The 25770-nt window shown below is 61.2% G+C and carries 21 protein-coding genes; 5 read left to right on the top strand and 16 right to left on the bottom strand.

Features of this window, described 5'->3' with window-relative positions; genetic code table 11:
• Both NZM16_RS05185 and NZM16_RS05180 read left to right on the top strand, forming a co-directional pair.
• On the top strand, positions 1-191 hold a 191-nt coding region (locus NZM16_RS05185; protein WP_295479108.1), incomplete at its 5' end, for a tyrosine-type recombinase/integrase.
• A gap of 202 nt (positions 192-393) precedes the next feature.
• Positions 394-606 carry a hypothetical protein gene (locus NZM16_RS05180; RefSeq protein WP_295453565.1) on the top strand — a complete coding sequence of 71 codons (213 nt, stop codon included), beginning with the start codon at positions 394-396 and terminating at the stop codon, positions 604-606.
• Positions 607-869: 263 nt separating this feature from the next.
• Here the strand turns inward: NZM16_RS05180 and NZM16_RS05175 are convergent, their stop codons facing one another.
• On the bottom strand, positions 870-2519 hold the full coding sequence (locus NZM16_RS05175; RefSeq protein WP_295479105.1) for an AarF/UbiB family protein: 1650 nt from the start codon (positions 2517-2519) through the stop codon (positions 870-872).
• A gap of 308 nt (positions 2520-2827) precedes the next feature.
• Here NZM16_RS05175 and NZM16_RS05170 point away from each other — a divergent pair, with 308 nt between their 5' ends.
• Together NZM16_RS05170 and NZM16_RS05165 are read left to right on the top strand one after the other, a co-directional pair.
• The gene (locus NZM16_RS05170) at positions 2828-4036 is read left to right on the top strand and encodes a class I SAM-dependent rRNA methyltransferase (RefSeq protein ID WP_295453570.1); all 1209 of its coding nucleotides are present in this window, start codon (positions 2828-2830) and stop codon (positions 4034-4036) included.
• 150 nt (positions 4037-4186) lie between these two features.
• Positions 4187-4750, top strand: a complete 564-nt coding sequence (locus NZM16_RS05165) for a Uma2 family endonuclease (protein ID WP_295479102.1) — start codon at positions 4187-4189, stop codon at positions 4748-4750.
• 97 nt (positions 4751-4847) lie between these two features.
• On the opposite strand, the gene NZM16_RS05160 is transcribed toward NZM16_RS05165, so the two are convergent.
• The 3 genes from NZM16_RS05160 to NZM16_RS05150 form a co-directional block, all read right to left on the bottom strand.
• Positions 4848-6104 carry a cysteine desulfurase-like protein gene (locus NZM16_RS05160; protein WP_295479099.1) on the bottom strand — a complete coding sequence of 419 codons (1257 nt, stop codon included), beginning with the start codon at positions 6102-6104 and terminating at the stop codon, positions 4848-4850.
• Positions 6105-6188: 84 nt separating this feature from the next.
• Positions 6189-7508: a hypothetical protein gene (locus tag NZM16_RS05155; protein WP_295479096.1), complete on the bottom strand. Its 1320-nt coding sequence runs from the start codon at positions 7506-7508 to the stop codon at positions 6189-6191.
• Positions 7492-8664, bottom strand: a complete 1173-nt coding sequence (locus NZM16_RS05150) for a glycosyltransferase family 87 protein (RefSeq protein WP_295479093.1) — start codon at positions 8662-8664, stop codon at positions 7492-7494. The genes NZM16_RS05155 and NZM16_RS05150 overlap by 17 nt, the downstream gene beginning before the upstream one ends.
• Positions 8665-8842: 178 nt before the next feature.
• On the opposite strand from NZM16_RS05150, the gene ppdK reads away from it, so the two are divergent.
• On the top strand, positions 8843-11791 hold the full coding sequence (gene ppdK, locus NZM16_RS05145; protein ID WP_295479084.1) for a pyruvate, phosphate dikinase: 2949 nt from the start codon (positions 8843-8845) through the stop codon (positions 11789-11791).
• A 317-nt stretch (positions 11792-12108) separates the two neighbouring features.
• Here the strand turns inward: ppdK and radC are convergent, their stop codons facing one another.
• The 12 genes from radC to NZM16_RS05085 all read right to left on the bottom strand — a co-directional run bounded on the left by radC (position 12109) and on the right by NZM16_RS05085 (position 25561).
• Entirely contained in the window at positions 12109-12819 is a 711-nt protein-coding gene (gene radC, locus NZM16_RS05140; protein WP_295479081.1) for a DNA repair protein RadC, read from the bottom strand.
• Between the two features lie 302 nt (positions 12820-13121).
• Complete coding sequence (locus NZM16_RS05135; RefSeq protein ID WP_295448779.1) at positions 13122-14207, bottom strand: pyridoxal-phosphate dependent enzyme; 1086 nt, start codon at positions 14205-14207, stop codon at positions 13122-13124.
• An 11-nt stretch (positions 14208-14218) separates the two neighbouring features.
• Positions 14219-14908: a PIG-L deacetylase family protein gene (locus NZM16_RS05130; RefSeq protein ID WP_295448782.1), complete on the bottom strand. Its 690-nt coding sequence runs from the start codon at positions 14906-14908 to the stop codon at positions 14219-14221.
• Positions 14909-15511: 603 nt separating this feature from the next.
• A complete protein-coding gene (locus NZM16_RS05125; protein ID WP_295479078.1) occupies positions 15512-15991 on the bottom strand; it encodes a peroxiredoxin in 480 nt (159 codons plus the stop codon).
• Between the two features lie 9 nt (positions 15992-16000).
• The gene (locus NZM16_RS05120) at positions 16001-17377 is read right to left on the bottom strand and encodes an FAD-linked oxidase C-terminal domain-containing protein (RefSeq protein WP_295479075.1); all 1377 of its coding nucleotides are present in this window, start codon (positions 17375-17377) and stop codon (positions 16001-16003) included.
• Between the two features lie 200 nt (positions 17378-17577).
• On the bottom strand, positions 17578-18999 hold the full coding sequence (locus tag NZM16_RS05115; RefSeq protein ID WP_295448794.1) for an undecaprenyl-phosphate glucose phosphotransferase: 1422 nt from the start codon (positions 18997-18999) through the stop codon (positions 17578-17580).
• A gap of 119 nt (positions 19000-19118) precedes the next feature.
• The gene (locus tag NZM16_RS05110) at positions 19119-20027 is read right to left on the bottom strand and encodes a glycosyltransferase family 2 protein (protein WP_295448797.1); all 909 of its coding nucleotides are present in this window, start codon (positions 20025-20027) and stop codon (positions 19119-19121) included.
• 75 nt (positions 20028-20102) lie between these two features.
• Positions 20103-21011, bottom strand: a complete 909-nt coding sequence (locus NZM16_RS05105; RefSeq protein ID WP_295448799.1) for a sortase — start codon at positions 21009-21011, stop codon at positions 20103-20105.
• A gap of 162 nt (positions 21012-21173) precedes the next feature.
• A complete protein-coding gene (locus NZM16_RS05100) occupies positions 21174-22496 on the bottom strand; it encodes an FAD-binding oxidoreductase (protein WP_295448801.1) in 1323 nt (440 codons plus the stop codon).
• A 162-nt stretch (positions 22497-22658) separates the two neighbouring features.
• Complete coding sequence (locus tag NZM16_RS05095) at positions 22659-23444, bottom strand: class I SAM-dependent methyltransferase (RefSeq protein WP_295479072.1); 786 nt, start codon at positions 23442-23444, stop codon at positions 22659-22661.
• A 168-nt stretch (positions 23445-23612) separates the two neighbouring features.
• Positions 23613-24275, bottom strand: a complete 663-nt coding sequence (locus NZM16_RS05090; protein ID WP_295448807.1) for a hypothetical protein — start codon at positions 24273-24275, stop codon at positions 23613-23615.
• 173 nt (positions 24276-24448) lie between these two features.
• The gene (locus tag NZM16_RS05085) at positions 24449-25561 is read right to left on the bottom strand and encodes a glycosyltransferase family 1 protein (RefSeq protein WP_295479069.1); all 1113 of its coding nucleotides are present in this window, start codon (positions 25559-25561) and stop codon (positions 24449-24451) included.
• Positions 25562-25770: the final 209 nt, after the last annotated feature.

Below are 25770 nucleotides of genomic sequence, written 5' to 3'. Positions count from 1 at the left end.
TCCGCCACTACTTCGCCACGCGGGTCCTGGAGGCGACCGGGGATCTGGCGGCGGTGCAGGATTTGCTGGGCCATGCCTCCCCCACCACGACCCGCCGATACGCCCGCGTCTCCCCTAAACGGCTCCAGGCAGTGCACCGCCAGGCTTTTGAGCGCCCGGAGAGCCCGGCGGAGGATCGAGAAGAGCAATGATTTAAACATCCAGGGGTTGCGCTGCGTCAGGCGCCGGGCCTCGCTCTGCCCCTTCCCTGCACCGCGAAGCCGAGCAAGATATAGCAAGCGAAAGCTCACCTCTTGCCGGATTTTAAACTTCCAGGACAAAATAAAGATAGAGGTCTGACCATCGGTAATCGGCTTTCGAAAGCAGCCTTTGATCGAACGGGGGAGGCAGGCGATGGCGGAAGCGCGAAAGCGATGGCAAGAGGAGGCGCGGGCTCATGCCCGGGCGGCAAGCCGGGAGTTCCGCGAGGCATTGAAAGCCGTGCTTCCGGATCGCTTCTGGCAACATTTGAAGGCCGCCCGGCGCGAAGCTCTGTTATCGGTGCGGACGGTTCTGGACGGCTGGCTGGAGGAGGAAACTCCCTCCGCGGGCGCAGGGCGCTCGTGAGGGAAGCGACCTCAGGCTGCGGAGGAAAGGGAGCATAAACGCTCGCTGAGCCCTGGCTTTCACGCTGGCTCCTTCAGCCAGGGCATCCCATCCTGTCCTTATCATTCAGGATGCCTCATCCTGAAGTTAGCGCCGATGGGAAAGGGGGCGAGCGGGGCGCCTTCAGCGCCCCGCCCCCAACCCGTATGCGGAACCGGAGGCGAAGGCGGCCATCCGGCTCCGCGCAGGAACCGTTTTCCGGGATTCCTTCCCCAATACGGGGCTCAATAAAGTCGGCGTGGCCACGGACGCAATCCCCAGAGCAACCACAACGCGCCGATCCCTCCCAGGATCCACGCGAAGCGTTCCTGACCGTTTGCCCACAAAAGGAGCGCCAGGATCCACCAGGCCAGCCCGGTGATCTGCCAGATCAGCCGCTGGAATCCCATGGAGATGAGCATCAGTGTCTCCCGGGCCTCCGGGAAGGCGACCTGCCATCGGATCTCTCCGGTCAGGGATCCCTCGAGAAAACGTCCCAGATCCCATGGGATCCGCATCATCTGGCGCAGGGCTTCCAGAACCAACTCCGAAAGGGTGAGCTGTTCCTCCTCCAGCAACCGCCGGGCGAAGGGCTCGGCTTCCCTGAAGACGTTGAACCCTGGATCCAGGCGGGTGACCAGCCCAGCGAGGATCCCCAGGGTTCGCCCCAGGAGCAGGAATTCCTGAGGGATCTGAAAGGGAAAGCGGAGGAGAAGCTCGCGGAACTCTAAGAAAAGGGCCTCCGCCTCGGCCAAGGACCATTCCCGTAGCTGGGCCATGGAAAGGCCCCAGACGCGGCTCAGAAGGCGCTCCACCGCCTGGGTGAGCATATTGAGATCGACATCTGGCAACAGAAACCCCAGCGCGTGCATGGCCTCCACGATCCGACGGGCGTCTTGGGTCCCCAGACCGATGGCGGCCTCCCGCAACCACCGGCGGGCCTCTGGGGAGATTCGCCCGACCATGCCGAAATCCACGAACGTCAAGCGAAAGGCACGCCCGTTTTCAGACGGGGCTGTGCGATCCAGCGGCTCCACGAAGAGATTGCCGGGATGAGGATCGGCGTGGAAGAAACCATCGTAAAAGATCTGGCGCAGATAGGCCTGATACAATCGTCGAGCGACGGCCGTGCGGGAGATGCCCGCCCGCTCGATGGCAGCGATGTCCGTGATTTTGATGGCCGTGACGTCCTCCAGAACCAGCACGCGCCGTCGGGTATGGGACCAGAACGGACGGGGGATTCGGATGCCTGGATCATCTGCGAAGTTCCGGGCGAATTGCTCCGCATGGCGAGCCTCCGCGATATAGTCCAGCTCCATCGCCAGGGTCCGCGCGAACTCCTGAAGCAGGCGATCCAGATGGACTCGACGGCGCAACGGCGGATAGAGGGAAAGGATCCGTGCCACGACGGTCAGAGCCGCCAGGTCTGCGGCGAGCAGCCGTTCGATCCCCGGCCGTTGCACCTTGACCATCACCGGGAGCCCATCCGACAGCCAGGCTCGATGCACCTGCCCCAGCGAAGCGCCTGCGGTGGCCACTGGATCGAAAGCGCAAAAGGCGCTCTCCAAGGGTTGTCCCAGTTCGGCCTCGATCAAGGGCCGAATCCTTTCGAAAGGCTCAGCCGGCACTTCGTCCTGAAGCCGAGCCAGCTCCTCCGTGACGAAGTCCGGGAGGAGATCCACTCGGGCGCTCAGAAACTGGCCCAGCTTGATGAGAGCGCCTCCCTGGGCAGTGGCCAGTTCTCGGAATGCCGCCGCCCAGGCTCGATAGCGTTGGGGAGCCGTGCGCCGGACCCGGGTGGGATGGAAGCGGCGGAGGAGCAGTTCCCAGGTTAGAATGTGAAATAACAATCGTAAAGAAAACCCCAGAACTCTTAGAAAGCGCAGGGTCGCCATCGAACTCCCTCTCGCTCACTGAGATAGGTCCTTCTCCCCATCCCAGAGCCCTTTGCGGGCTGTGGAATGAGGAGGTTGATATTCTGAGATGGGCAGGAGCCAGCTTTTGTGCCCTCTTGCCCCCTGATCCCCCCTCTCCACCGCTCAAAGGGCCAATGGGGAGGGGAGATCAAAGACTTCTTTGGGGGCGGAGCCGGGAACCCTCGGTGACCGGCCCCGCCCCCGAGGACGCGAACAGCGTAACTCCTAAGGGTTAGTAAATCACAGATTTCGCCTATCGAGGGCCTTTCTCCCAGCCCATGGGAACGATGAAAAGCCGCACCGATGAGCCCCGTCTTTATTTAAAGCCGGGACATGATCGTCCCGTCCGCCGGCATCACCCATGGGTGTTCTCCGGTGCCATGGGACGCATGGAGGGATCGGTGGAGGACGGCGGGTTGGTTGAGGTCTTCACCTTCGAGGGGGAGTGGCTGGCCCGCGGGTATCTCAATCGCCGCTCCCAGATCCTGGTTCGCCTGCTCACATGGGATCCGGTGGAGGCAGTGGATGAAGCCTTCTGGCGGCACCGATTGGAACGGGCACGCCATGCCCGTCACGCGTTGCGCTTGGAGGAGCAGACCACGGCCTACCGCCTGGTCTTCGCGGAGAGCGATGGCCTGCCCGGCCTCATCGTCGATCGCTATAACGATTTCCTGGTCCTTCAGTCGCTGACGCTGGGGATCGAGCGCTGGAAGCCCCTTTTGGTTTCCCTCCTTCAGGAGCTTCTTCAGCCCCGCGGGATCTATGAGCGCAGCGATGTGGATGTGCGGGAGAAAGAGGGCCTGTCGCCTCAATGGGGGATCCTGGCTGGGGAGGCGCCACCCCCTCGCCTGATCATCCTGGAGAACGGGCACCGATTTTATGTGGACCTGCTGCGGGGGCATAAGACGGGATTCTATCTGGATCAACGGGAGAACCGGCTTCGGGCGGCCCGTTACCTGATAGGGGCCGGCGAGGTTCTGAACGCTTTCTCGTATACCGGAGCCTTCGCGGTCTATGCCCTAGCCGCCGGGGCCCGCTATGTGGTGAACGTGGATACCTCGGCGGAGGCCCTGGCGCTGGCTGCAGAGAACCTGCGCTTAAACGGCTTCGGGGAGGATCGCTTCGAGAATATAGAGGGCGATGCGTTCGAAGTGCTACGCCGGTTTCACCGGGAGGGCCGGCGCTTTGATGCAGTCATCCTGGATCCCCCCAAGTTCGCCTCCTCTCAGGCGCATCTGAACCGGGCAGCACGAGGATACAAGGACATTAACCTGCAGGCCCTGCGCCTGATCCGCCCAGGCGGAGCGCTCATCACCTTCTCCTGCTCCAGCCTCGTGTCGCCCGAACTGTTCCAGAAAATCGTGTTCGCCGCCGCCGAGGATGCAGGTCGGGAAGTTCAGATCCTGGAGAAGCTTTCCCAATCCCCGGATCATCCCATCCGTGTGACCTTTCCGGAATCGGAATACCTGAAGGGGTTGATCTGCCGGGTGTGGTGATGCGGCGGCCTTCCCATCTCCAAACCCCGTGACTATGGCAGGGAGCCAAAAACGTAAGCCATAATATAAACGAAAGTCTAAACCCGGAGGGATGCTCGTTTGGGTTTCGGAAGCGGATGCGGAAGGGATATGCGATAAAGGGGGGCGGATATGACCGTGGGGGTGATGACCCGGAGGTTCACGGTGGAAGAATACCATCGGATGCGGGAGGCCGGGATCCTCTCCGAGGACGATCCCGTCGAGCTCATCGAAGGGGAGATCATACAGATGCCGCCGATCGGTAGCACCCATGCGGGGGCCGTGAATCGTCTGCTCCATCGCTTCTTGAGCCTCCAGGTTCAGGGATCCGCTATCCTGAGCGTCCAGAACCCCATCCGCCTGGATCCGGGCTCTGAGCCGCAGCCGGATTTGGCGTTGTTGCGGCCGCGGGGGGATTTCTACGCTTCGGCCCATCCCGGCCCGGGGGATGTGCTGCTGGTGATCGAGGTGGCGGAGAGCTCGGGGGAATATGATCGGGAACGCAAGCTGCCCCTCTACGCCCGGTCCGGCATCCCGGAGGCCTGGGTGGTGGACCTGGAGCGAGGGGGGGTGGTGGTGGGGCGGGATCCTGCCCCGGAGGGCTATCGGGCCCTCCGCATCGCCCGGCGAGGGGAAACCCTCTCCCCCCTCGCCTTCCCGGATTTCACCCTTCTGGTCGATGAGCTTCTGGGATAAGGATCCCTTCTTGAGGGATCGACGGGCGGCGTTTTTGGGCGATGCGAGCCTTCACCTTCCTACGGCCCTTCGGCCGTAGGAAGGTGAAGCGAACGGCTTATTTCCGGGAAAGGAGGCGATGTAGGGTCTCCAGAAACCGATTCACTTCCTCCAGCGTATTGTAATGCAGTGCCCCCACTCGCACCAATCCCCCCTGCCCTTCCAGGCCCAAGCGCTCGGTCACCCCCAGCGCGTAGAAATTCCCATCCCACACGTAAATCCCCTCCTGTCCCAGCGCTGTAGCGATCTCCCGTGGATCCCACTTTTTCGCCCGGAAGGAAAGGGTGGGCACCCGCTCAGACCAGCGCTCCATTGTCCGAATCCCATAGACGGTGACGCTGGGGATCTCCTCCAGTCCTTCCAGCAACCGGGCGCAAAGCGCCCGCTCATGCTCCCGAATGCGCTCCATGGCGGCCCGGATCGCTGCACGCTGGGAGGGATTTATAGGGTTCCCAAAGCGCCGGCCGAGGTCTGCCAGATAGTCCACGGCAGCGATCAGCCCGGCCAGCCCCTCATGGTTCTGAGTCCCGGTCTCGAAAGCCTCTGGTGGCTGATCCGGTGCCGGGCGCACCTTATACGGTCGGAGGGCCGTCAACCGATCCGCCCGGCCGTAGAGAAAGCCCACGTGGGGCCCGAAGAACTTATAAGCAGAACACACCAGGAAGTCGCACTCCAGCTCCTGCACATCGATGAAGAGATGGGGGGCGGCGTGTACGGCATCCACATAAACCCACGCGCCGACGGCATGGGCCATTTCTACGATCCGGCGCACCGGGTTGACCGTGCCCAGGGCGTTGGAGGCATATCCCACCGCCACAAGGCGGGTGCGCTCAGAGAGCGCGCGAGCCAGCCCTTCCAGATCCAGTGTGCCGTCCTCGGGATGAAAATCCACCCAGCGGATGACGGCGCCGCGCTCCTCCAGAGCCAGCCACGGCGCAACATTGGCATCATGGTCCAGCCGGGTGACCACGATCTCATCTCCCGGGCGCAGGATCCGGCCGATGGCCCGGCTGATATGAAAAGTCAGGGTGGTCATGTTCGGCCCGAAGACGATCTCTTCCGGCGAGGCACCGACCAGGTCGGCGGCGGCCTGTCGGGCCTCCGCGATGAGGGCATCCAACCTCCGACTGGTTGGGAAGGCACCATGGGTATTGGCGCTGGCCTCGATCATGGCGGCGGCCATCGCTTCCAGCACCCGGCGGGGCACCTGAGATCCCCCAGGTCCGTCCAGAAACACGGGCACTTTGCCCTCGATCTCCCGACTCAAAGCCGGGAACTCTGTCCGGATCTCCCATACCCACTCGGCGGTGCGCATCTTTTGCCTCCTGGAGTTGGATGCTTGGGGATCGGACGGGCTGCCTTCGGCGACCCGTCCGATCCCCATCCTCTGGCTTTCCTGCTACGGTCCCTGTCGGATCAGCGCCCGGAGGAAGACTTCCATTCGCTCGAAGGCTCGTACGGGAAAGGTGAACTGGCCGAGCCACAGATCGCGTAGAGGCACGGGGCCCATCCGTGGGACATCCTGCACTCCGTAGCGGGCCAGCAGGATCAGATTCCACAGGATCGCTGTGAGGCTCAGGGCGATCATCGGTTTCATACCCCAGGATTTCCGCCCCGCCTCATAAAGCGCTGCCAGCCCCAGACCGAAGGCCGGAATCAGACCGATCAGCAGTCGAGGGCCAAAGGCGGCCGCACCGGACCATGAGCTCCACGAACCCACCATATACACCTGGACAAGCCCTTGGGCCAGGAAGAACCAGGCCCATTTCCGGTTCTGATGCCGAAGGGGTCCCAAAAGTCCCACGACCGCCATGGCCGCCATGGGGGTCCAGAGGAAGAGCCCTCGATCGGTGGAGAACAGAACGTTAAGGAAGTTGGGCGATCGCCAATCGAAAGATCCTGCGCCCGCGATTCCGTAGGGATTAACCACCACCCAATCTCCGAACACTACCCGCCAAACGATCATCTGGGGCAGGAAGCCAATCCACGCTCCCACCCCCAGCATCATCCCTCGAAGCACCGCTTGGCGAGGCTGACGAAGAAGTGCGCTCAAATCTTCCAGAGCAGGCCAGATCAGCAGGGTGATGTTCTGATAGCGGACGCTGGTGGCCAGCCCACCCATCCACCCCAGCCAGAACCGGGATCGGATCCCGGGAGGATCAGCTTTCATCCATCTCCACCAGAACAGGGCGTTCATAAAGAAATCCACCGCGTGGGCCATAAAGGGATGAGCCGACATATAAAAGATCAGCGGCGAGGCCAGCCAGGCGGTGATCGTTGCCCAGAAAGCGACAGCGGATGAGGCGACCCGGCTGGCCATGCGGCGGAGGAGCTCCAGGCCGATCAGGACATAGAGGGCTGATCCCAAGGCGGGGAACACCCGATACGGCAAGCTGTAGCCGTCCGCTGGGATGGGGATCCCCACGGCATGGGCGACGTGGACAAGCGAATGGGCGGCGAGGAAGAAGGGGGACCATAGCAGCGCGGGCCCAATCGGCCACTCATTAATACGGTAGCCGGTGGGAGATCGTTCCCGCTCGGAAAGATATCCAAATCGCTCGAACTCATCGCTGACATCGAGGCTTCCCTGGATAATCGCCGATCGAAGCCATGAGAAATAGGCGACGGTGTCCATCCCGTGCAGATGGGGTCGGAAGAGGAGGAGCAACACTCCTATCCAGAGCGTTAGCAACGCCACCTGATCACGTCGCTCGCTCATTTCCCCTTTCCCGAGCCAGCAGGATCCATAATCCCAGCGCTCCCAGGGTGGCCAGATCCAGCAGCGGGGTCCAGCCGACAAAGGCATGCCAGGCCCATCCCCACAGGGCGATGGCACCGGCGCTGGTGGCCAGAGCAGCCCACCATATTCTGGAGTGCCTACTGGCACGATGCAGGAGCACAGCGAGACCCACGCTGAGCACAGTGCCGTGATGATACCATGTCCCCGGGTTAGCCAGGAAGGTGGCGGTCAGCGCCCATGCAGCGCGGACCTCGAAAAGCGGTCGGGGCGCTCCTGGCCGTCCCCACCCGATCAGCGTCAGAAGGATCAGCAACCCAGAGAGGGCCAGTCCGGCCCATCGAGCCATCGTGGGCGCATCCGCCAGGGCGAACCCGTAGGGATGATGGGTCCCCCAGCGAATGGCCAGAGAAGGAAGGTTCTGGGCCGGAGGATACGCGCTGCCGGTGATGGGAAGGGAGGCGTGGAGGAACCCCATCGCCGGCGCGCCGAAAGCCAGGACGCTCATCCCCAAAGCCAGTGTGATGCCCAGGAGGAGCCCGGCCAGGGCTTTCCATCGCCCTTCCCAGAGCAGAAGGCCCACGATCCCGAGGGCCAGCGGCTTCAGCATCAGGCTGAGCCCCAGCAGGACCCCTCCCCTTCCCTCCTGACCCTGTCCGATCAGCCGGATCGCGAGCGCGATCAGCAGTGTGACCATAGGGTTGACCTGGCCGGCATAGAGGCTGGTGAGGAACGGGGTGAAGAATCCTACACCGAGCCGGACGAGGAGCCGCGTCGTCGGCTTGGAATCCCCAAAGGATCGCGCCAGCGTCTCCGCGGTCAGCAACGCACAGGCGGCCTGCAGGGCTATCCATATCCCTACTCCTCGATCCGGGAGTCCCAGCAAAGGGAGCGTCCACAACGCTGTGAGGGGCGGGTAGCGATAGGGAGGCGCGTAATGAGAGAACCCCAGCGCCGCTGCAGCCCGGGCGTAATCGTCTTCCTCCCAGCGATAAACGGCCTCGCCCCGGTGGAAGCCCCATGCGGCCATGGCATAAGCCGGGTAATCGATCGGTGCATGGCCGGTCAGGATCCAGACCGTCGCAGCCACGTAGAGCAAAGCGACCAGGAACAGGCCGAGAAGCTCAATGCGTTTCATTGATTTCTCTCTGCTGGTTAGGGTAAAAGCCCTGCAACCCATTTGTGAAAAATTTCACTATATGGTCCCAGCGAAAAAGGGGAAGGGGAACTTGCTGAAATCCCTCATATAGGGTATCATCTTTTTTTGAAACTTGTTGCCAACTGTTCCCCGACCCTGCTATCCGGAGGAAGCGGTGATGAAGAAATGGGTCTATCTCTTCGAGGAAGGCTATCGGGAGATCCCGGCGGAGCGTCGGCGGGATCTCCTGGGCGGCAAGGGCGCGGGGCTGGCAGAGATGGCGGGCGCGGGCCTTCCGGTTCCGCCAGGCTTTACCATCACCACAGAAGCTTGCAATGCCTACTTCGCCGCAGGCAAGCAGTTCCCCGAAGGAATGTGGGAGCAGGTCCTGGAGGCCCTCCATCGCGTGGAGGAGCAGGTGGGCCGCCGTTTCGGGGATCCCGCCAATCCCCTGCTGGTCTCCGTGCGTTCAGGCGCCAAATTCTCCATGCCCGGCATGATGGATACGGTCCTCAATGTCGGGCTGACCGATGAGACGGTTCATGGCCTGATCGCTCAGACGGGCGATGAGCGCTTCGCCTATGATGCCTATCGGCGCCTCATTCAGATGTTTGGCCGTATCGTCAAAGGCATCTCCGGCGAGAAGTTTGAGCATATTTTGGACCGCTACAAGGCGAAGACGAAGGGCAAGCAGGATACGGATCTGACGGCGGAGATGCTGAAAGACATCGTGGAGGAATTCAAGGCGCTTTACCGCCGGGAGCTGGAGGAGGAATTCCCCCAGGAGCCCCTGGAGCAACTGCGCCAGGCGATCCGCGCGGTCTTTGATTCCTGGTTCGGCAAGCGGGCGGTGGACTATCGCAATTTCTATAAGATCCCCCACGATCTGGGCACAGCGTGCAACGTCCAGACGATGGTTTTCGGGAATATGGGCTTCGACTCGGCCACCGGCGTGGCCTTCACCCGCAACCCGGCGACCGGTGAGAAGGAGCTCTATGGAGAGTATCTCCCGAATGCCCAGGGCGAGGATGTGGTCGCTGGGATCCGCACGCCTCTGAAGATCACGAAGAAGGCTTCTCAGGAGTGGGCTCGAGAGCATGGCATCTCCGAGGAGGAGCGTCGTCTGCGCTACCCCAGCCTCGAGGAGATGATGCCGGAAACCTATCGCCAGTTCTTGGAGGTGGCTGCTCTGCTGGAGCGGCATTATCGGGATGTCCAAGATCTGGAGTTCACCATCGAGCGCGGTCGTCTCTGGATGCTTCAGACCCGCACAGGCAAGCGCACGGCCAAGGCGGCCGTCAAGATCGCGGTGGACATGGCCCATGAGGGCCTGATCACCCGGGAAGAGGCGGTGATGCGGGTGGAGCCCGATCAGATCAACCAGCTCCTCCTGCCGCGCTTCGATGAGAAGGCCAAGGAGCGAGCTCGAGAGAAAGGGGAGTTGCTGGCCCGAGGCTTGAATGCCTCCCCGGGTGCGGCCACCGGCCATGCGGTCTTCGATGCGGACACGGCGGAGGCCTGGGGCCGCGATGGCCGGCCGGTGATCCTGGTGCGCCCCGAGACCACCCCGGATGATGTCCACGGGATGATCGCCGCCCGTGGTATTCTCACCCAGCGTGGCGGGGCGACTTCCCACGCGGCGGTGGTGGCCCGCGGTCTGGGCAAGCCGGCCGTGGTGGGTTGCGAGGCGCTGCAGATCGATCTGGAGCGCAAGCAGTTCTCCGCCAACGGTCGGGTGATCCGCGAAGGGGATTTTATCTCCATCGACGGAAGCACCGGCGAGGTCTTCGCGGGCCAGATCCCTACGATTGATCCCAACCTGGCGGAGGAGCGGGAGCTGGCGGAGCTTCTCTCCTGGGCCGATGAGTTCCGCCGTCTGCAGGTCTGGGCCAACGCGGATTACCCGCGGGATGCCCGCAAGGCCCGGGAGTTCGGTGCGGAGGGCATTGGCCTGACTCGCACGGAGCATATGTTCTTTGAGACGGATCGCTTGCCTCATGTGCGTCAGATGATCCTGAACGCCCCCGAGGCTCAGCGTCTGATGGATCAGCTCCGGGCGGCTCAGCAGGCCGTTCAGGCCCGTCCGGAGGATCCGAAGGCTCAGAAGGCTCTCCGGGAGGCGGAGCGTCTGGTTCGGACTTCCAAGGCGGTCAAGGCTTATCGTAAGGCTCTGGATCGCTTGTTGCCGGTGCAGCGCAAGGATTTTGAGGGTCTTTTTGAAGTGATGGACGGCCTGCCGGTGATCATCCGCCTCATTGATCCTCCGATGCATGAGTTCTTGCCGCGCTATGAGGAGCTCCTGGCTGAGGTCGTGGAGTTGCGGACGCGCTTAGAGGAACGCCGTAAGATCAAAGGCTATCGTCCGCGCAAGGGTGAGAAGTCCCTCAAGCAGATGGAGGAGGAGCTGGCGGAGAAGGAGGCGCTTCTGCGGGCGGTGAATGCCCTGCGAGAGATGAACCCCATGCTGGGCCTTCGAGGCATCCGGTTGGGGATTCTTTATCCGGACATCATTCGGCTTCAGGTCCGGGCCATCTTCGAGGCGGCCTGCAACGTGAAGAGGCGGGGCATCACGCCGAAGCCGGAGATCATGATCCCCCTGAGTGCGGATGTGAAGGAGCTCCAGATCGTCCGGGAGATCGTGGATGAAATCGCCCGGGAGGTGATGGCCCGCGAGGGGATGGAGATCGAATACAAGTTTGGGACCATGATTGAGGTCCCCCGGGCGGCTCTGCTGGCTGGGGAGCTGGCGCAGGTGGCGGAGTTCTTCTCCTTCGGAACAAATGACCTGACCCAGACGGTCTGGGCAATCAGCCGGGATGATGCGGAGGGCAAGTTCCTCCTGCGCTATCTGGAGGAAAAGATCGTTCCGGAGAATCCCTTCCAGGTGCTGGATCGCAAGGGCGTGGGGCGGGTGATGCGCATCGCCGTGGAGGAGGGCCGTCGCACCCGGCCGGATCTGGAAGTGGGGATCTGTGGCGAGCACGGTGGGGATCCATCCTCCATTGAGTTCTGCCATGAGATCGGCCTCAATTACGTGAGCGCCTCGCCGTATCGGGTCCCGGTGGCCCGACTGGCGGCGGCCCAGGCGGCCCTGAAGGAGCGCGCGATGCGTATCGAAACCCGTTAAGGGGTTCACTCGCGAGCGGTGGGGGTTGCCTCCTGCAGTCCCTGGCCTTTGATGTTCGGGGCGGCGCATCCAGAGGTGTGCCGCCCCTTTGTTTTTTTGTTACGGCATCCATTCGCTCGAAGAGTTTTTGGGTCTGGGAAGGTTACCTTCGTTGGCCTTCCCAGACCCCAAAAGCCCCTCTTTCGTGATTCGTGGGGAGGGACTGTTAGGGCCTCCCCGGCTCCAGCAGCCCCTACCCCATGGCCGGTCTGCTCTTGAGGTGCTATGGATGTGTGATTTGACCAATTGGGAAGTCGTTGCGCAATTTTTATAAAGTTCTATGGCGTATGGAATGCAACCCCATGTTCCCGCAGGCTGGTGTATCGACCCCGCCCGATGATCAGATGATCCAGTACCCCGATCCCTAACAGTCGTCCAGCTGCTACAAGATCTCGCGTGAGAGCGATATCCTCTGGAGATGGCGCAGGATCCCCCGAGGGATGGTTGTGGGCGATGATCAGGGAAACGGCGTTGCGCCGGATGGCCTCGCGGAAGATCTCTGCCGGCCTTACCAAGGTGGTGTTGACGTTGCCCACGTAGATGGTGGGGATAGCGAGGACGCGCCCCCGGGTATCCAGCAGGAGGACCCGGAGGGTCTCCTGCTCTAAATCTGCCATATCGGCCAGCAGGAGATAAGCATCGTGGGCGGAGCGCACCGGAGGGCGTTCTTCAGGCGTGGCGGCGGCGACTCGACGGCCCAGTTCCAGGGCGGCCTGGATCTGGGCTGCTTTGGCTAGGCCAACGCCCGGGATTCGGGCCAGTTCGTGAGCAGGGGTTCGGGCCAGCCCAGCCAGTCCTCCACAATTCTGGAGCAACCGGTGGGCCAGGTAGAGCGCGTTCTCCCCTCGCCGGCCGGTTCGAAGCAGGATCGCGAGGAGCTCTGCGGCTGAGAGAATCGCAGGCCCATGTTGGATCAGGCGCTCCCGGGGTCGCTCGCTTTCCGGAAGATCTTTCATTGTGATCCATGCGCTGGCAGGGTGGGAATCCATTCGCGCGATTCCTCGTCCTGTGAGTCCTTGGGCTTTCTTATTCGTAATAATGATAGCGAGCGGTTTGTCTGCTCTCCCCCCGGCGGGGTTTTGATATCTGGGGTGGTGTATCCAGATGATATGGGATCCTCTGGGGGATGGGGCCACTGAAAGTGGCCCTGCCTCTTCCCTCGGGGATGGAGAGAAGAGGAGGGGTGTAGCGATGCTGTGCTTTTCCTTCGTGAAGAGCGTGGGTCGATTGGAGGTATGTGGGAGGAGGAGGGAGCATTGGGAACAGCGGATTTCATCCGACCTTTTCTCTTTTAACCGAGGCTTTTCAAACCGCTCCCTGTGAGCATGAGCACGATGATGCGATCTGTCTCTCGAAGGATCTGGGGCCAGATGGTCATGGCCAGAGCGCCTGTGGGTTCCACGAATAATCCCTGTCGAGCCAGGCGATCCTGTGCCATTCGGATTTCGGATTCCTGAACCGCTAAAATGGCGCCTCCGGTGGCCCGGGCCGCTTGCAGGATTTCTCGGCCGCGTGGGGGTGCTACGATGCGAACTCCCTCGGCGATGGTTTCTTCCTCTTCGACAGGCGCGGGTGCTTCCAGGCCTGTGGCGAAGGCCTGAGCCAGCGGGGCACACGCGGCGGCCTGGACACCGTAGAGTCGGGGAGGTTGATCGATGTAACCTGCTGCTTGAAGTGCTTCAAAACCCAGGAAGAGGCCCAGAAAAAGCATCCCATGACCCAGGGGGGTGATCACGGCGTCTGGAGCCCGTCCCAGTTGCTCCCAGATCTCCCAGGCGGCAGCAGCCAGGCCTAGCAACACAAATGGATTATAGACATGGCTGGCGTAGATCCCTTCGGTTTCCAGGGCCTGCCATAAGGTTGCGGTAGCCTGTGCGCGGGAGCCTGGGACCTCGACCAGATGGGCGCCCATCCCACGCATCTGGGCTTTCTTGTTTGGCGAAGCGTGCGCAGGCACGAATAAGGTGGCCTGGAGGCCGGCACGGGCAGCGTAGGCGGCCAGGGAGGCCCCAGCATTTCCTGAGGAATCGTCCATCACATGGTGGGCTCCCATTTCGTGCAGGGCGCTTAAGCCGGTTGCTGTCCCTCGGTCTTTGTATGAGCCAGTGGGCATTATGTAATCCAGTTTAACCCACAATCGGGGATCGAAAGAGGATAGAGGGATCAGGGGTGTCCATCCCTCGCCGAGGGTGATTGGATCTCGCTGGAAGGGCCAGAGCTCCTCATAGCGCCAGATTCCAGGCCGGTGAGGGCGGATGGCTTGATGATGAAAGGGAAGCGGACGGGGGAGCTCCCATGGGCCGCCGCAGGCGCATCGCCATTGGGCGGGATTATAGGTGGCGACTCGCTGGCATCGGGCGCACTGGATGGTCCACATGGATGGTGCTCCTATCCCTCCAGGATGATGCGCCGGAAGCTTTCGGCGAGGATTTCCCGGCCATCGATTTGGTGTCGAAGTCGTTCTCGTAGCCTTTGTTCCAGAGCGGAGTAGTCCCGGATCTGGCTGGCGTGACACCGGAGGGCGGCCATCTTCAGCGCGAAGACGTCGGTGATGTCCACCCAGTGGTTGGCGTATTCGGTCGTGGAGAGATAGATCTCTCGCACTTGATGAGGTTCCAGTCCTTCCTGCAGGAGTTCGGGGAAATACATTCGGTTCCCTGCAGCCGGGAAGATGGCATCGAGGGTGGCTAATCCGATGGCTCGGTGGTCGTTGTGGTTGATGTAGCGATTGCCTCGGATCAGGGTTTGTGGGTCCATGGTCACCACGATCTCAGGTCGATAGCGGCGGATCAGGCGCACGATGTCGCGTCGCAGGGCAAGGTTGGGCTCGAGGGCCCCATCCGCGTAGTTTAAGAAAATCACCTCTCGCACCCCCAGTGTGGCGGCGGCTTGGCGTTGTTCCTTCTCGCGGATGGTGGCAAGTTGTTCAGGAGTCATCATCGGATCATTGCTCCCTTTTTCGCCGCGAGTGGCGAGGCAGTAGATCACTTCATGGCCTTCCTGGATCCATCGGGCGATGGTGCCTCCTGCTGCGAATTCGGGGTCGTCAGGATGAGCCATCACCACCAGAATTCGCATGGGAGTTCCTCCTGGTTCCTGGCTTAAGCATTACTCTACCACACTTCGGGGCCTTCTATCTGGGCTTCTAGCCTGGCGCCTATCGAACCGAGGTGTCCGGGCAAAGTTAGAGGCTTTCAGGATGTTTTTTCTCTGGGCTTTGAAGCACGCCCTCCGTTCGAACGGTGTAGTCGGGTGAGCATAGGAAGATTTCCAGGAAGATTTGTTCGATCTCCTCGGCGATGGCCGAAGGATCTTCCTCGGTGAAGGTTTTGCTTGGGTTATTTTCCCGGAGGCGTGGGGGGATTTGCCATCCCATGGCGCGCAGGCGGTTCAGCATAGTGGATGAGAGAGGATGGGCTTTTTTGCGAGGGCCCCAGTTTCCGCTACAAACCTCCCCTTTAAGCCCCTCGGGGGTTCGCTCGAATTGGACATATGCCAGAGGGTGTCCTGGGATTTCGAAGACAATGGCGCTTCCCGATGGGGCGTGGAGGAGTTCCTGAAGGCAGTGAACGAACAGAGCCAGGCGCTGTTCCCGATTGGATGCTTTCATTTTTACGACCTTCTCCTTATTGCTCTCAGAGATCTTGGAGAGCCTCACCGAGGCTCCAGGTGGGCTGAAACTCAGCCAGGTCGAAAGACCGGATCTTCCTCTTGAGTGATTGGTTGAAATGGGACGTTGAACTTTTGAGCGATTTGTCGGGAGATTGTTTCTAATTCATCCCGAGCAAAACCTACTAAAATATGGAGGATCCGACCTTGGGGGTCAATCAGGAAGGTGGTGGGGACATGAGTCAGACGGTAGGTGGCGGAGCTGGTGAAGTTATGATCGGCCAGGATTGGGAAAGATAGACGGAGTTCTCGGCTGAGTTGCTGAAGAATCTGAGGGGTGTCCTGCCCGATCCCAAGCAATCGCCATCCCGAACGAGGATAGGCGCGGTGGAGATTCTCCAAGCGCGGCAGAATCAGGCGGGAAGTTGGACATGATTCTTTGAAGAAGACCAGGACGGTTAGAGTTCCTTCGGGTTGTTCCAGGTAGGGTTGTCCGTCCAGAGTGCATCCGATAAGAACAGGGGCGTGATCTCCTCTTTGCAGTGTTGTCATATTTCCTCCTCAGATAGGCGGAAGCTTTTTGCCAGGGTTCATGATGTTTTTTGGATCAAAGAGAAATTTAATTGCCCGGAGCTTTTCGATTATAGTAGGTGGAAAAGCCTGAAGTATAAGATCCAGTTTCAACACTCCGATGCCGTGTTCCCCGGAGAGAACGCCTCCCAGTTCCAGGGCGGTGTGAAAGATTTGGAGGGCGGCCTGGGCAACTCGGCTCATTTCTTCTGGATCTTGGCGACTGCAAAGCAGCGTAGGGTGCAGATTTCCATCCCCGATATGCCCGTAAAGCACAACAGGTACGCCGGTTTCCTGAGAAATTCGTTGAATATGTCGGACCATTTGAGGGATCTGGGAGCGCGGGACGGTGATATCTTCGCTGAGTTTATAGGGGGCCAGTCGGGCGATGGCAGGGGAAGCTTGGCGACGGGGTTCCCAGAGATCGTTGGCGGATTCGGTGTCTGTGGCTATGCGAACTACGCGGCCCCCAAAGGCCTGAACCTGTTGGATCATGCGGGTAAGATCGATCCGCACGGCTTCTTCTTCTCCATCCGCTGCCAGCAATAAGAGGGCCTCCGCTTCAACAGGGAGTCCGTAAGGATGAAACGCTTCTACCGCTCGCATCACCCCTTGGTCCATGAGCTCTGCCATTAATGGCAATACCCCAGCGCTTAAGATCGCCACGATCGCTTCACATGCGGACTCCAGACGATCGAAAGCCACCGCCAGCGCCCCCAGCGTCGGCGGCCGCGGCAACAGGCGAACCGTCACCTCTGTAATCACCCCCAGCGTTCCTTCCGAGCCGATGAAAAGATGTTTAAGATCATAGCTCGATACATCCTTCATCACCCGACCACCCAACCGTAACACGTCCCCACCCGGAATGACAACTTCCAGTCCCAGCACATAATCGCGCGTCACCCCATATTTCAGGCAGCGCGGCCCTCCTGCATTGGTCGCTACATTGCCCCCTATCGTGGACATATATAACGATGCGGGATCCGGGGGATAGAACAGCCCATAAGCCTCCACAGCTTTCTGAAGCGCATAGGTGATCACCCCGGGCTGAACGATCGCAACCCCATCCGCCGGATCGATCTCCAGGATTCGATTCATTCGGGCCAGGTTCAAGCAAATCCCTCCCCCAATTGGCACGGCCCCTCCCGCTAATCCGGTTCCTCCCCCCCGCGGGATCACCGGCACTTCCAGCTCATTGGCTATGCGAAGCACCCAGGCCACATCCGCGGTGGATTCCGCATGAACCACTACATCCGGTAACCCCTCCGCCCACGTGGCGTCATACCCATAAACCAACCGTTCCGCCAGATGAACCGACATCTGATCGGGACGCAACCGATCTTGTAAGCGCGCAATGGCCCTATCCATCGATCGATCCCTCATTTCCCTCTCCAACTGAGGCCGGTAGTGTTTCGCTGCGGACAGACGAGGAGGAATGACACCAGGGGCCCTCTCCCCTTTATCCCCCCTTCCCGCGGACTCTTTGGGCGGGCGAGGCTGCCTTCGGTAGCCCGCCCTAAACCCCTGCAGGTTGGGACATCGAGGAAAAGCCCGGAAAGCTGTCTATCTCAATAAGCGTTCGGACTGCGGAAGGTTAGCGTCTGCACCAGCGTGCGCAGGAGGATCTTGATATCCAACCACAGGGACCAGTTCTCCACATACCACAGGTCATACTTGGTCCGCTCTGCAATCGAAGTATCCCCCCGCAAGCCGTTGATCTGGGCCCAGCCGGTGATCCCCGCTTTCTCCCGATGGCGCTCCATATAGCGAGGGATCACCCGCCGGAATTGCTCGACATAAACGGGGCGCTCCGGGCGAGGACCAACCAGGCTCATATCCCCCAGCAAAACGTTGATCAGCTGCGGCAGCTCATCCAGATTGAGCCGCCGCAGGATCACCCCTACCCGGGTCCGCCGCGGGTCATCCGGCCGTGTCCATCCTGGCCCTTCCTTCTCCGCATCGGCTCGCATGGATCGGAACTTCAACATCAGGAAGGGTCGCCCATCCAGCCCCATGCGCTCCTGAACATAGAACACCGGTCCAGGCGAATCCAGCTTAATCAGGATGGCGATCAACAGCATCAGCGGGGAGAGCAGGATCAGCCCGATGCTGGCTCCCACGATATCCATTGCCCGCTTGAGCACCAGCTTCCAGCCCCGCTGGGCCACATCCCGCACCGTCAACAAGGGCAACCCGCCCAGATCATCCAGGGAGGGCTGAGTGGCGATCAGCTGGAAAATATCCGGATAAATCTTGATGGAAAGATTGCTTCGCTCGCAGAGGGAGATCAGACGCAACACCTCGCTGTGCGGGGCTTCTGGGACAGCGATGAGCACCTCATCCACGTCCCGCGCGTAGACCAGATCCGGGAGATCCTCAGCGGTTCCGATGACGGGGATCCCTGCGACTTGGGTCACGCCGTTACTATGTAAGGCCACCACGCCGATCACCTCGTAGCCAAACCACGGGGCGCCCTGGATGCGGCGGATCACCGCTTCCGCCGCCTCCCCTGTCCCCACAATCAACATGCGGCTGCGATCCCAACCCCGGGCACGCAAGGCTCCCCACAGAAGGCGCAGGAGCATCCGCCCGGTGCTGATCAGCAAGATGCCCAGGATCCAGGCGTAGAAAATCATCGCCCGCGGATAGTCGAAAGCGAGGAGGGTCTCTTTGAAAACCAGGGAGACCGTGGCAACGGTGAAGATCATCGCAAGAGAGAAGGCGCCTGCAACCCGGGAGATCTCATCCAGGCGAGAGGTCGCCCGCCTCAGATGGTATAGACGGTGGAGGAAAAACATCACCACTGTCCACCCCAACAAAACGCCCATCATCGGCAGATATCTCTCAAATCGCCCGATGCCCTGGGGCGGATAAGGCCAGGGCAATTGAGCCCGGACCTGGTAAGCCGCGTAAAAAGCAAGAGCGGCCCATCCCAGATCGCTGAAGAGCAAGAGGGCATTCAACACCCAACGAGCGCGCTTGCGGCTCATTCTTCAGCCTCCCTTCTCCTCTCCCTTTTCCCCCTCCGCTTCGCGACGCTGCAGGGGAAGATCAGTTGCCGCCTGAGGTGGCCCGTCCCCCGTTCGAAACCTCACCAGCAATGGGGTAGTTAATGAGTCGCGTTCTTTAAATCCCGTCGCATCTCCACCCACAACCGCCAGCCGCCTTTCAACACCAGGCCGGCTCGCACGAGGAAATCCAACCAGCCCGGCGTGGCCTGCCGATAATGCTTTCGATAAAAGATCCACATCGCCCGATTGAATTCATATCGGGCTCGCGGGCTCATCCGGCTGGATGCCCTCTTGACGTGCAGGACAACGACTTCAGGATAATAATAGATTTTCCATCCCGCTTGTTTGATGCGATACGCCCAATCCAGATCTTCTCCATACATAAAAAACGATTCATCCAGCAACCCGACTTGGGCAATTGCCTCACGGCGCACCATCATGAAAGCACCTACCACAGAGTCTACCTCATAAGTCTGATCCGGATCGAGAAAGGTCAGGTTGTATCGGGCGAACCGCGGGCTCTTTGGGAACAGCCGGCTCAAACCGGAGAACCGATAAAAAGCAACCTCGGGGGTGGGGAAACTACGACGGCAGGCCAGGTCCAGGGAACCATCGGGTCGAACGATCTTGGGACCGGCCGCCCCAGCCTCGGGATGGGCGTCCATGAAGGCCACCATCCGGGCCAGGGCGTCCGACGACACCTCGGTGTCTGGGTTGAGCAACAGGGCATAGCGCGGTCTGGGCTCCGTGTTCGGAATCCCAAATCCGAAGAACCGCAGCCCCAGGTTATTGGCATAAGCATAGCCACCGTTCACCGGACTGCGGATCACCCGAACTTCGGGGAACTCCTGCTCCACCATGTCCGGGCTACCATCCGTCGATGCGTTGTCGACGACGCAGACTTCAAAAGACACCCCCTGACTGGTTCGCACCGTCTGGAGGCAGCGCCGGAGCAATTCCCGCGTGTTATAGTTCACGATGACAATCCCCACATCCAGCCCGGACATCCCCGGAAACCTCGTCTGATTCCGCAAATCACCGATTGGATTTGATAAAGATTCCCAAGCCCCCCTGTTCTCCTCTTATCGAAGCTCACCCACCACCACCAGCCGATGGGTGTTCACCAGATAAGGATAACAGGTAATGAGGGTGACGACCGGGTCACGGGTTGGCGCCATGACCTCCACCTGGGTGGGAAGGACGATCTGCTTCTGGATCACGACATACCGATAGGCCCGGCTTCCGGCGTAAACCCAGATCTCGTCGCCCGGCCGGAGTTTCTCCAGGTCGCGAAAGATCTCCCCATAGATGTCATTATGGGCTGCCAGCACCATATTCCCCCGCTCGCCCGGATTGGCTGTCCCTGGATGATGGCCCACGCCTTTCTTCAACGCCTCCCAATCGGTTCCTGGAACAACGGGGGCATCCACGCCGATCGCCGGGATCACGATGCGGGTTGGGCTGCGAGGGCTGGGGGTGATCGGCGCCGGCGTGGGAAGCGCCGCCACCAGCGCCCTCAGGTGCTCCGGGATCTCATCGGGATTCGGAGCGGGCCCTCCCGGCGCTGTCGGCGGGCGATGTCCGCCCGGCAGAACCACCGCCTGAATCAAAGGCGTCGGCGTGGAGGTGGCCCGGGCGGCGGCCGCTTCCGGCTGTAATCCCCGTATGGTCTGCCAGGAAAGCAGGAGCAACACCACGGCGCCCACCACGGCCGCGATCTCCACCGCCAACAGCAAGCGATCCCGCCAAGCAGACCACGCAAAGCGGGGGAAACGGATTCGAATCCAGGGCCGACGCTCCTCCCATTCCACCTCGGGATGATAGACGAGATCCGGAGGGAGCGGCTGGGGTTTCACAGCCTCCGATGTCAGAACAGGAGAGGACGACTCGACGGGCAGACGTCCCTCCCGGATCCAGCGCTTCAATCGGATCTCCCGGCGTTTGAGGGCCAGCGCTCGCTCGAGATCCTCAATCCGCGGCTCTTTCCCCATATCGCATCACCCATCTAATCTCCTTCATTCTACCGGCGATCGAGGCGTTCTCCCTGTGAACGATATGTTTTCTTCCCCCTCTTACCCGTGGAGGGGGAAGAAAAGAGCCTTTGGAGGCAGGCGGGCTGCTTCCTGATCCCATGGGTTGCACCAGCTTTTCCCTCAGCGCGCTTTCCGATCCAGAATTCGATCTTCCAGCCGCATATAACCCCGGATGAGATGACCGAGGGCAAACCGGATGGGCTCGGGAGGCCAGGGGATCACCCCCCGGTTCACGAAGAAAAGATCCGTCAGGGCCGTCCGGCGCTCCAGGATCAAATCCCGCACAATCTGGCCGTTCATGGTAGCCAGGGCAACCCCGTGGCCGATGCATCCCAGGGCGTAAACAGCCCGGTGATCCCCCAGGAAGCCGATGGCCGGGGCCATATCCATGGTCACGGAGACCGGACCACCCCATCGATGTTCGATTCGCACCCCTCGCAAGGATGGGAAAACCCGGGGGATGTAAGCTTCCAGCTCCTGGAAAACCCGTTCATTCTCATCCAGATCCATCTGCTTCCCAAAGGGAATGCCGACGTCGCCTCCGCCCATTAACAATCGATTGTCCGGAGTCAGACGATAATAGTGCACCAAGTTGCGGGCGTCCTCGATCCCCTGCCGGTTCCGCCAGCCGATGGGTTCGAGTTGATCCGCAGAAAGCGGCTCAGTTAACACGATATAGGTGAAGGCGGGAACCTGCTTGCGTCGGAGAAGAGGTAACAGATGAGAGTATGCATTCGTAGCGAACACAACTTTCTCCGCCCATACAGCCCCTTGAGGAACACGTAAGAGGAAGCCGTCCGGACGACGCTCAATGGAGAGGACTGGGGTTCCTTCATAGATACATACCCCCAGGTCCTCGGCCGCCCGCTTCAGGCCGCGAGCGTATTTCACGGGGTTCAGAAGGGCGCAACGAGGCTCCCACCATGCGCCCAGATAAAGCGGGGAGTTGACCTGCTCTCGAACCGCCGCAGCGTCCAGCCACTCGATCCCCCTCAACCCGAGGCGATGGGCGAGCTCGATCTCCTTCCGGATCCGCCGGACGTAAGCGGGGGAAGTGGCCACCCGCAGGAAACCCGGGCGCTCATAGTCGCAATCGATGCGGTAGCGAGCCACCAGCTCCCCCACGTAATCTACTGCCCGCTCCATATAATGATGAGCTTCCGCCGCAGCCTGGCGACCGAAGCGCATGGCGGTCACGGAGAGGGTGAGGCCGAAAAGGGTCATGGCGAAACCCGCATTCCGTCCGCTGGCCCCATAGCCCACAAATCCCTGCTCCAGCACCACCACCCGCAATCCCTGTTCCGCCTCTTTCAAATGGAGGGCAGAGGAAAGGCCGGAGAAACCGGCCCCCAGGATGGCCACCTCCGCCCGTTCCTCACCCACCAGAGATGGGTTAGGCATGTAAGGCCCGGCGGTGAGAAACCAGAAGCCCTGGGATCCCACCGAACGCCTCCTCATCGTCAAGATCCGGAGCGCGGATGAGGCCGCCTGAAAATCCCTCTTAAGATCGAAACCCGATCGGCCATGCCTGAACCGTTGCGGAAAAAGTTCAGGTGGCGGGGCGGGCGGCGAATCCACCTGTCCCATCATCCGAAAACCTCTGCGTTACTCGGGCCGAACGGCAACTGCAAATATTTCCCGCTCAAAAAACCAGCGGAAGGGGATCCAGCGAAACGCGATGTGGCGCAGGGCACGAAGGATCCATCCCTCCTGTCGGTTCTGGGGCGGGGTGGTCAGCCAGACTTTTACCCGGCGGAATCCCGCCCGCCGTAACGCCCACCACAAACCGAGCGGGCCCTGCTCGTTCACGTGAACCGCTTCATTAATTGGGACATTCAGGGCGCGCGGGTTCGGCGGATACAGATGTCCCAGGCCCTGGAGGGTGCGGACCAGCCGGACCAGCGGGTAAGCGTAAGCATCATACCAGCGGTTGGGGGCGGTGTGAATGACCAGCATCCCTCCCGGTTTCAGGACCCGATAGGCCTCCTGCAGGGCGAGGCGAAGCTCCCAGGGAAAGAGATGCTCCACCACATCGAACATCAACACCCGATCGAACACCAAGCTGGCGAAGGGGAGGAATTTAGCGTCTGCCTGAGCGAGGCCAGCTGGAGCTTGCAGCCCCCCCGCCCGCCGCAGGAGATCCGCTGAAAGCCGCACGGCCGCTTCCGCGTAATCCACACCGATGGCACAAGCTCCCAACCGGGCGCAATGGCGAACGATCTCCCCGCGTCCGCAACCCACATCCAGCACCCGCATGCCGGGCCGCACCTCGGCCACCGAAAAGGCCGCCTGAAGCCTGCGGGAAAGATGTTCCCCATGCGTATGGAGAAACTCCTCGTAGCCCTCACATGCGGAGAGAAAATAATCCTCTCCGTAAAGATGCGGGGGCAACGAGGGCCCATGATCGGAAGATGGTTTTCGGATCAATGTTGTTCCCACTCCATCTCTCGGTAGAAGTTACACGGATTTCGCGCGCAATTTAATTTGCGATAAAAATCATTCTGAACACTTCCCAGCCCCTCGATGCCCAGGCCCGAGCCCTTCCTATTATAGAGCAGGCTACGAAGGCCGGCCCTGAGCGACCCGCCAGCCTGCGAAGGCGACCAGCCCCCAGCCCAGCAGGTAAAGCCACCATAGGAATTCTGTCGGACGAGCCCGGCCGATCGCTTCCAGCCCGCCGGGGAGTGCATGCAGCGCAGGGGCCATCACCGTATAGAGCGCAATCAGGGCCCCAACTCCTCCCAGCCCAAGGGACAACCCATCCAGCCGAATCGACCACCCCTCCTCGCTCCGGCGGGCCATTCGCGCGCCCACCACCATCATGAGGGCCGCAGCCAGCATCGGAGCCCAGACCGGCCCCCACCACGGCACAGGGATCAGGAAAAGGAGATCCCAATCCCCCAGGGAAGCTGGCCATCCGATGAACACCCGCAGCCAGACGTAATACAAGATGTCCCACAGACCCCAGGCATAGAGGAAGAGGCCCCAGCGCGCCGCATGGGTGCGGCCGGCCAGCCACCCCACCGTAAACAGCATCACCAAGGTGGAAGCCTCCCGCCCCAGCTCAATCGGGGTAAGCGGATCCGGTCGAACCGGGGTATCCCGTAGCAGGTCGGTGATCCGGTATACCTGCCGCAGATACACCACCACCGCGCTCTCCACATAGGCCATAGCCACCGTGAAAAGGCTGAGAACCAGTAGCCGCTCCCTCCATCCAGACATTGCTGCCTCCCCGTTGCTGCTTCAGGCTAAGGATTGGGCTTTGGATGAATAAGCGGTGTGATCGGCTGTTTAGCCTCTCTCCTTGTGCGGGAAAAGCTTCCCTTTCCCTCACAGGCACTCACAGAAGGGCTACGTGTTATGATCGGTCGCGAGGCAAGGACGCCCCCAAGGATTCAGAGGCGCAGCAATTCGCGGAGGGATTCCCAGATCGTCCGCGCGCACGCCTCCCAGGAGAACCGCTTTCGGTTCGCATGGCCCCGGGCGATCAGCGCGGCGCGAAAACCCGGATCGCAGGCGAGCCGATCCAGGGCCTCCACCCATGGATCCGGATCATCAGGAGGGAGAAGGAGAGCACCCTCCCCCGCCACCTCTCGCAGGCTCCCGTTCGGGGCACAAAGGACCGGCACCCCACATGCCTGAGCCTCCAGGACGGGGAAGCCGAATCCCTCATACAGCGATGGAAACAGGAAGGCTTCCGCCTGGCTGAGCAACGCGCCCCGGCTTTCGTCGTCCGCATAGCCCGTCCGAATCAGGCGGCCCGCCCAAATCGGATCCCGGCTCAGGCGCTCGAAAGCCGGATCGGGCCACCCAGGCTTGCCGACAATCACGACCTGCCCTTCCCATCCCTTCGCGATCCGACGGGCGATGACCTGCAGGATAAGACTGAAGTTCTTCCGGGGATGAATGGTTCCCACAGAGATTATATAAGGCCGTTGAATCCGGAAACGATGAAGGATGGACTCCGGATCCGTGGGGACCGGAGGGGGATCGTAACCGGGATAGGCCACTGCGATTTTCTCCGGACGAACCCGGTAGAAGCGAATGAGATCCGCCCTCGTCGCCTGCGAATCGGCGAACACCACACGGGCGACGGCGGCGCTCCAGCGGGTGGAGAGATCCAGGTAGAGCCGCTGAAGCAACGGATGGGTCTGGGGGAAATACCGGTAGCCCAGGTCGTGGATGGTGACAGCGCTCGGCGGGTGGTAAGGCGGGATCACGTGGGCAGGAACGAAAAGCGCCGTCGGCGGATGACGGGCCATCTCCCACGAGAGGCGAAGATGGGTCCACAAACGGGGAAAGGAAAGCACCCGATGCTCAACCCATGGGGAATCCGGAAAAAGCCCGTGGGGAGGGGGGTCCCGGAAATATAACCGGAGCTGCACCCCTTCTGTCTCCGCCAGGGGAATGAGCGCCCGAATGACCGCCCGGGCATAGCGTTCAACTCCGGTGGGATGGGCCATCGTAGTCCGGCTCGCATCGATGCCAAGGATCCGTTTCCAGGCCATGTCCAACGCTCAAACCGAGCATCCTTCACGATGGTCAGGCGGCCGGTAGTGCAGCACCATTGGCGGACGGGGGATACAGTGTCGATGACCTCTTCTCCACCATATCCCCCTCTCCAGGGCCCAAGAAGCCTCGGGAAGGGGGATTTATTGAGGCCATGGGGAACTTCCGAGCTCCCTCAGAGGTTTTAGGGGCCGGAGCACCGTCAAGG

The organism is Thermoflexus sp., from assembly GCF_025055495.1.
In the GTDB taxonomy this organism is placed as follows: Bacteria; Chloroflexota; Anaerolineae; order Thermoflexales; family Thermoflexaceae; genus Thermoflexus.
Note: the sequence above shows the minus strand (reverse complement) of the source record. Positions and strands in the feature narration are given on the sequence as shown.

Bases quoted from the DNA above. Each gene is read 5' to 3' on its own strand.
- NZM16_RS05130 (WP_295448782.1), bottom strand. From the start codon at position 14,908: ATGCGAATTCTGGTGGTGATGGCTCATCCTGACGACCCCGAATTCGCA.
- NZM16_RS05120 (WP_295479075.1), bottom strand. From the start codon at position 17,377: ATGGATAGGGCCATTGCGCGCTTACAAGATCGGTTGCGTCCCGATCAG.
- NZM16_RS05175 (WP_295479105.1), bottom strand. From the start codon at position 2,519: ATGGCGACCCTGCGCTTTCTAAGAGTTCTGGGGTTTTCTTTACGATTG.
- NZM16_RS05090 (WP_295448807.1), bottom strand. From the start codon at position 24,275: ATGTCTGGATGGAGGGAGCGGCTACTGGTTCTCAGCCTTTTCACGGTG.
- NZM16_RS05135 (WP_295448779.1), bottom strand. From the start codon at position 14,207: ATGTGGACCATCCAGTGCGCCCGATGCCAGCGAGTCGCCACCTATAAT.
- NZM16_RS05180 (WP_295453565.1), top strand. From the start codon at position 394: ATGGCGGAAGCGCGAAAGCGATGGCAAGAGGAGGCGCGGGCTCATGCC.
- NZM16_RS05115 (WP_295448794.1), bottom strand. From the start codon at position 18,999: ATGAGCCGCAAGCGCGCTCGTTGGGTGTTGAATGCCCTCTTGCTCTTC.
- NZM16_RS05150 (WP_295479093.1), bottom strand. From the start codon at position 8,664: ATGAAACGCATTGAGCTTCTCGGCCTGTTCCTGGTCGCTTTGCTCTAC.
- radC (WP_295479081.1), bottom strand. From the start codon at position 12,819: ATGGATTCCCACCCTGCCAGCGCATGGATCACAATGAAAGATCTTCCG.
- NZM16_RS05165 (WP_295479102.1), top strand. From the start codon at position 4,187: ATGACCGTGGGGGTGATGACCCGGAGGTTCACGGTGGAAGAATACCAT.
- NZM16_RS05125 (WP_295479078.1), bottom strand. From the start codon at position 15,991: ATGACAACACTGCAAAGAGGAGATCACGCCCCTGTTCTTATCGGATGC.
- NZM16_RS05155 (WP_295479096.1), bottom strand. From the start codon at position 7,508: ATGAGCGAGCGACGTGATCAGGTGGCGTTGCTAACGCTCTGGATAGGA.
- ppdK (WP_295479084.1), top strand. From the start codon at position 8,843: ATGAAGAAATGGGTCTATCTCTTCGAGGAAGGCTATCGGGAGATCCCG.
- NZM16_RS05170 (WP_295453570.1), top strand. From the start codon at position 2,828: ATGAAAAGCCGCACCGATGAGCCCCGTCTTTATTTAAAGCCGGGACAT.
- NZM16_RS05110 (WP_295448797.1), bottom strand. From the start codon at position 20,027: ATGTCCGGGCTGGATGTGGGGATTGTCATCGTGAACTATAACACGCGG.
- NZM16_RS05085 (WP_295479069.1), bottom strand. From the start codon at position 25,561: ATGGCCTGGAAACGGATCCTTGGCATCGATGCGAGCCGGACTACGATG.
- NZM16_RS05160 (WP_295479099.1), bottom strand. From the start codon at position 6,104: ATGCGCACCGCCGAGTGGGTATGGGAGATCCGGACAGAGTTCCCGGCT.
- NZM16_RS05105 (WP_295448799.1), bottom strand. From the start codon at position 21,011: ATGGGGAAAGAGCCGCGGATTGAGGATCTCGAGCGAGCGCTGGCCCTC.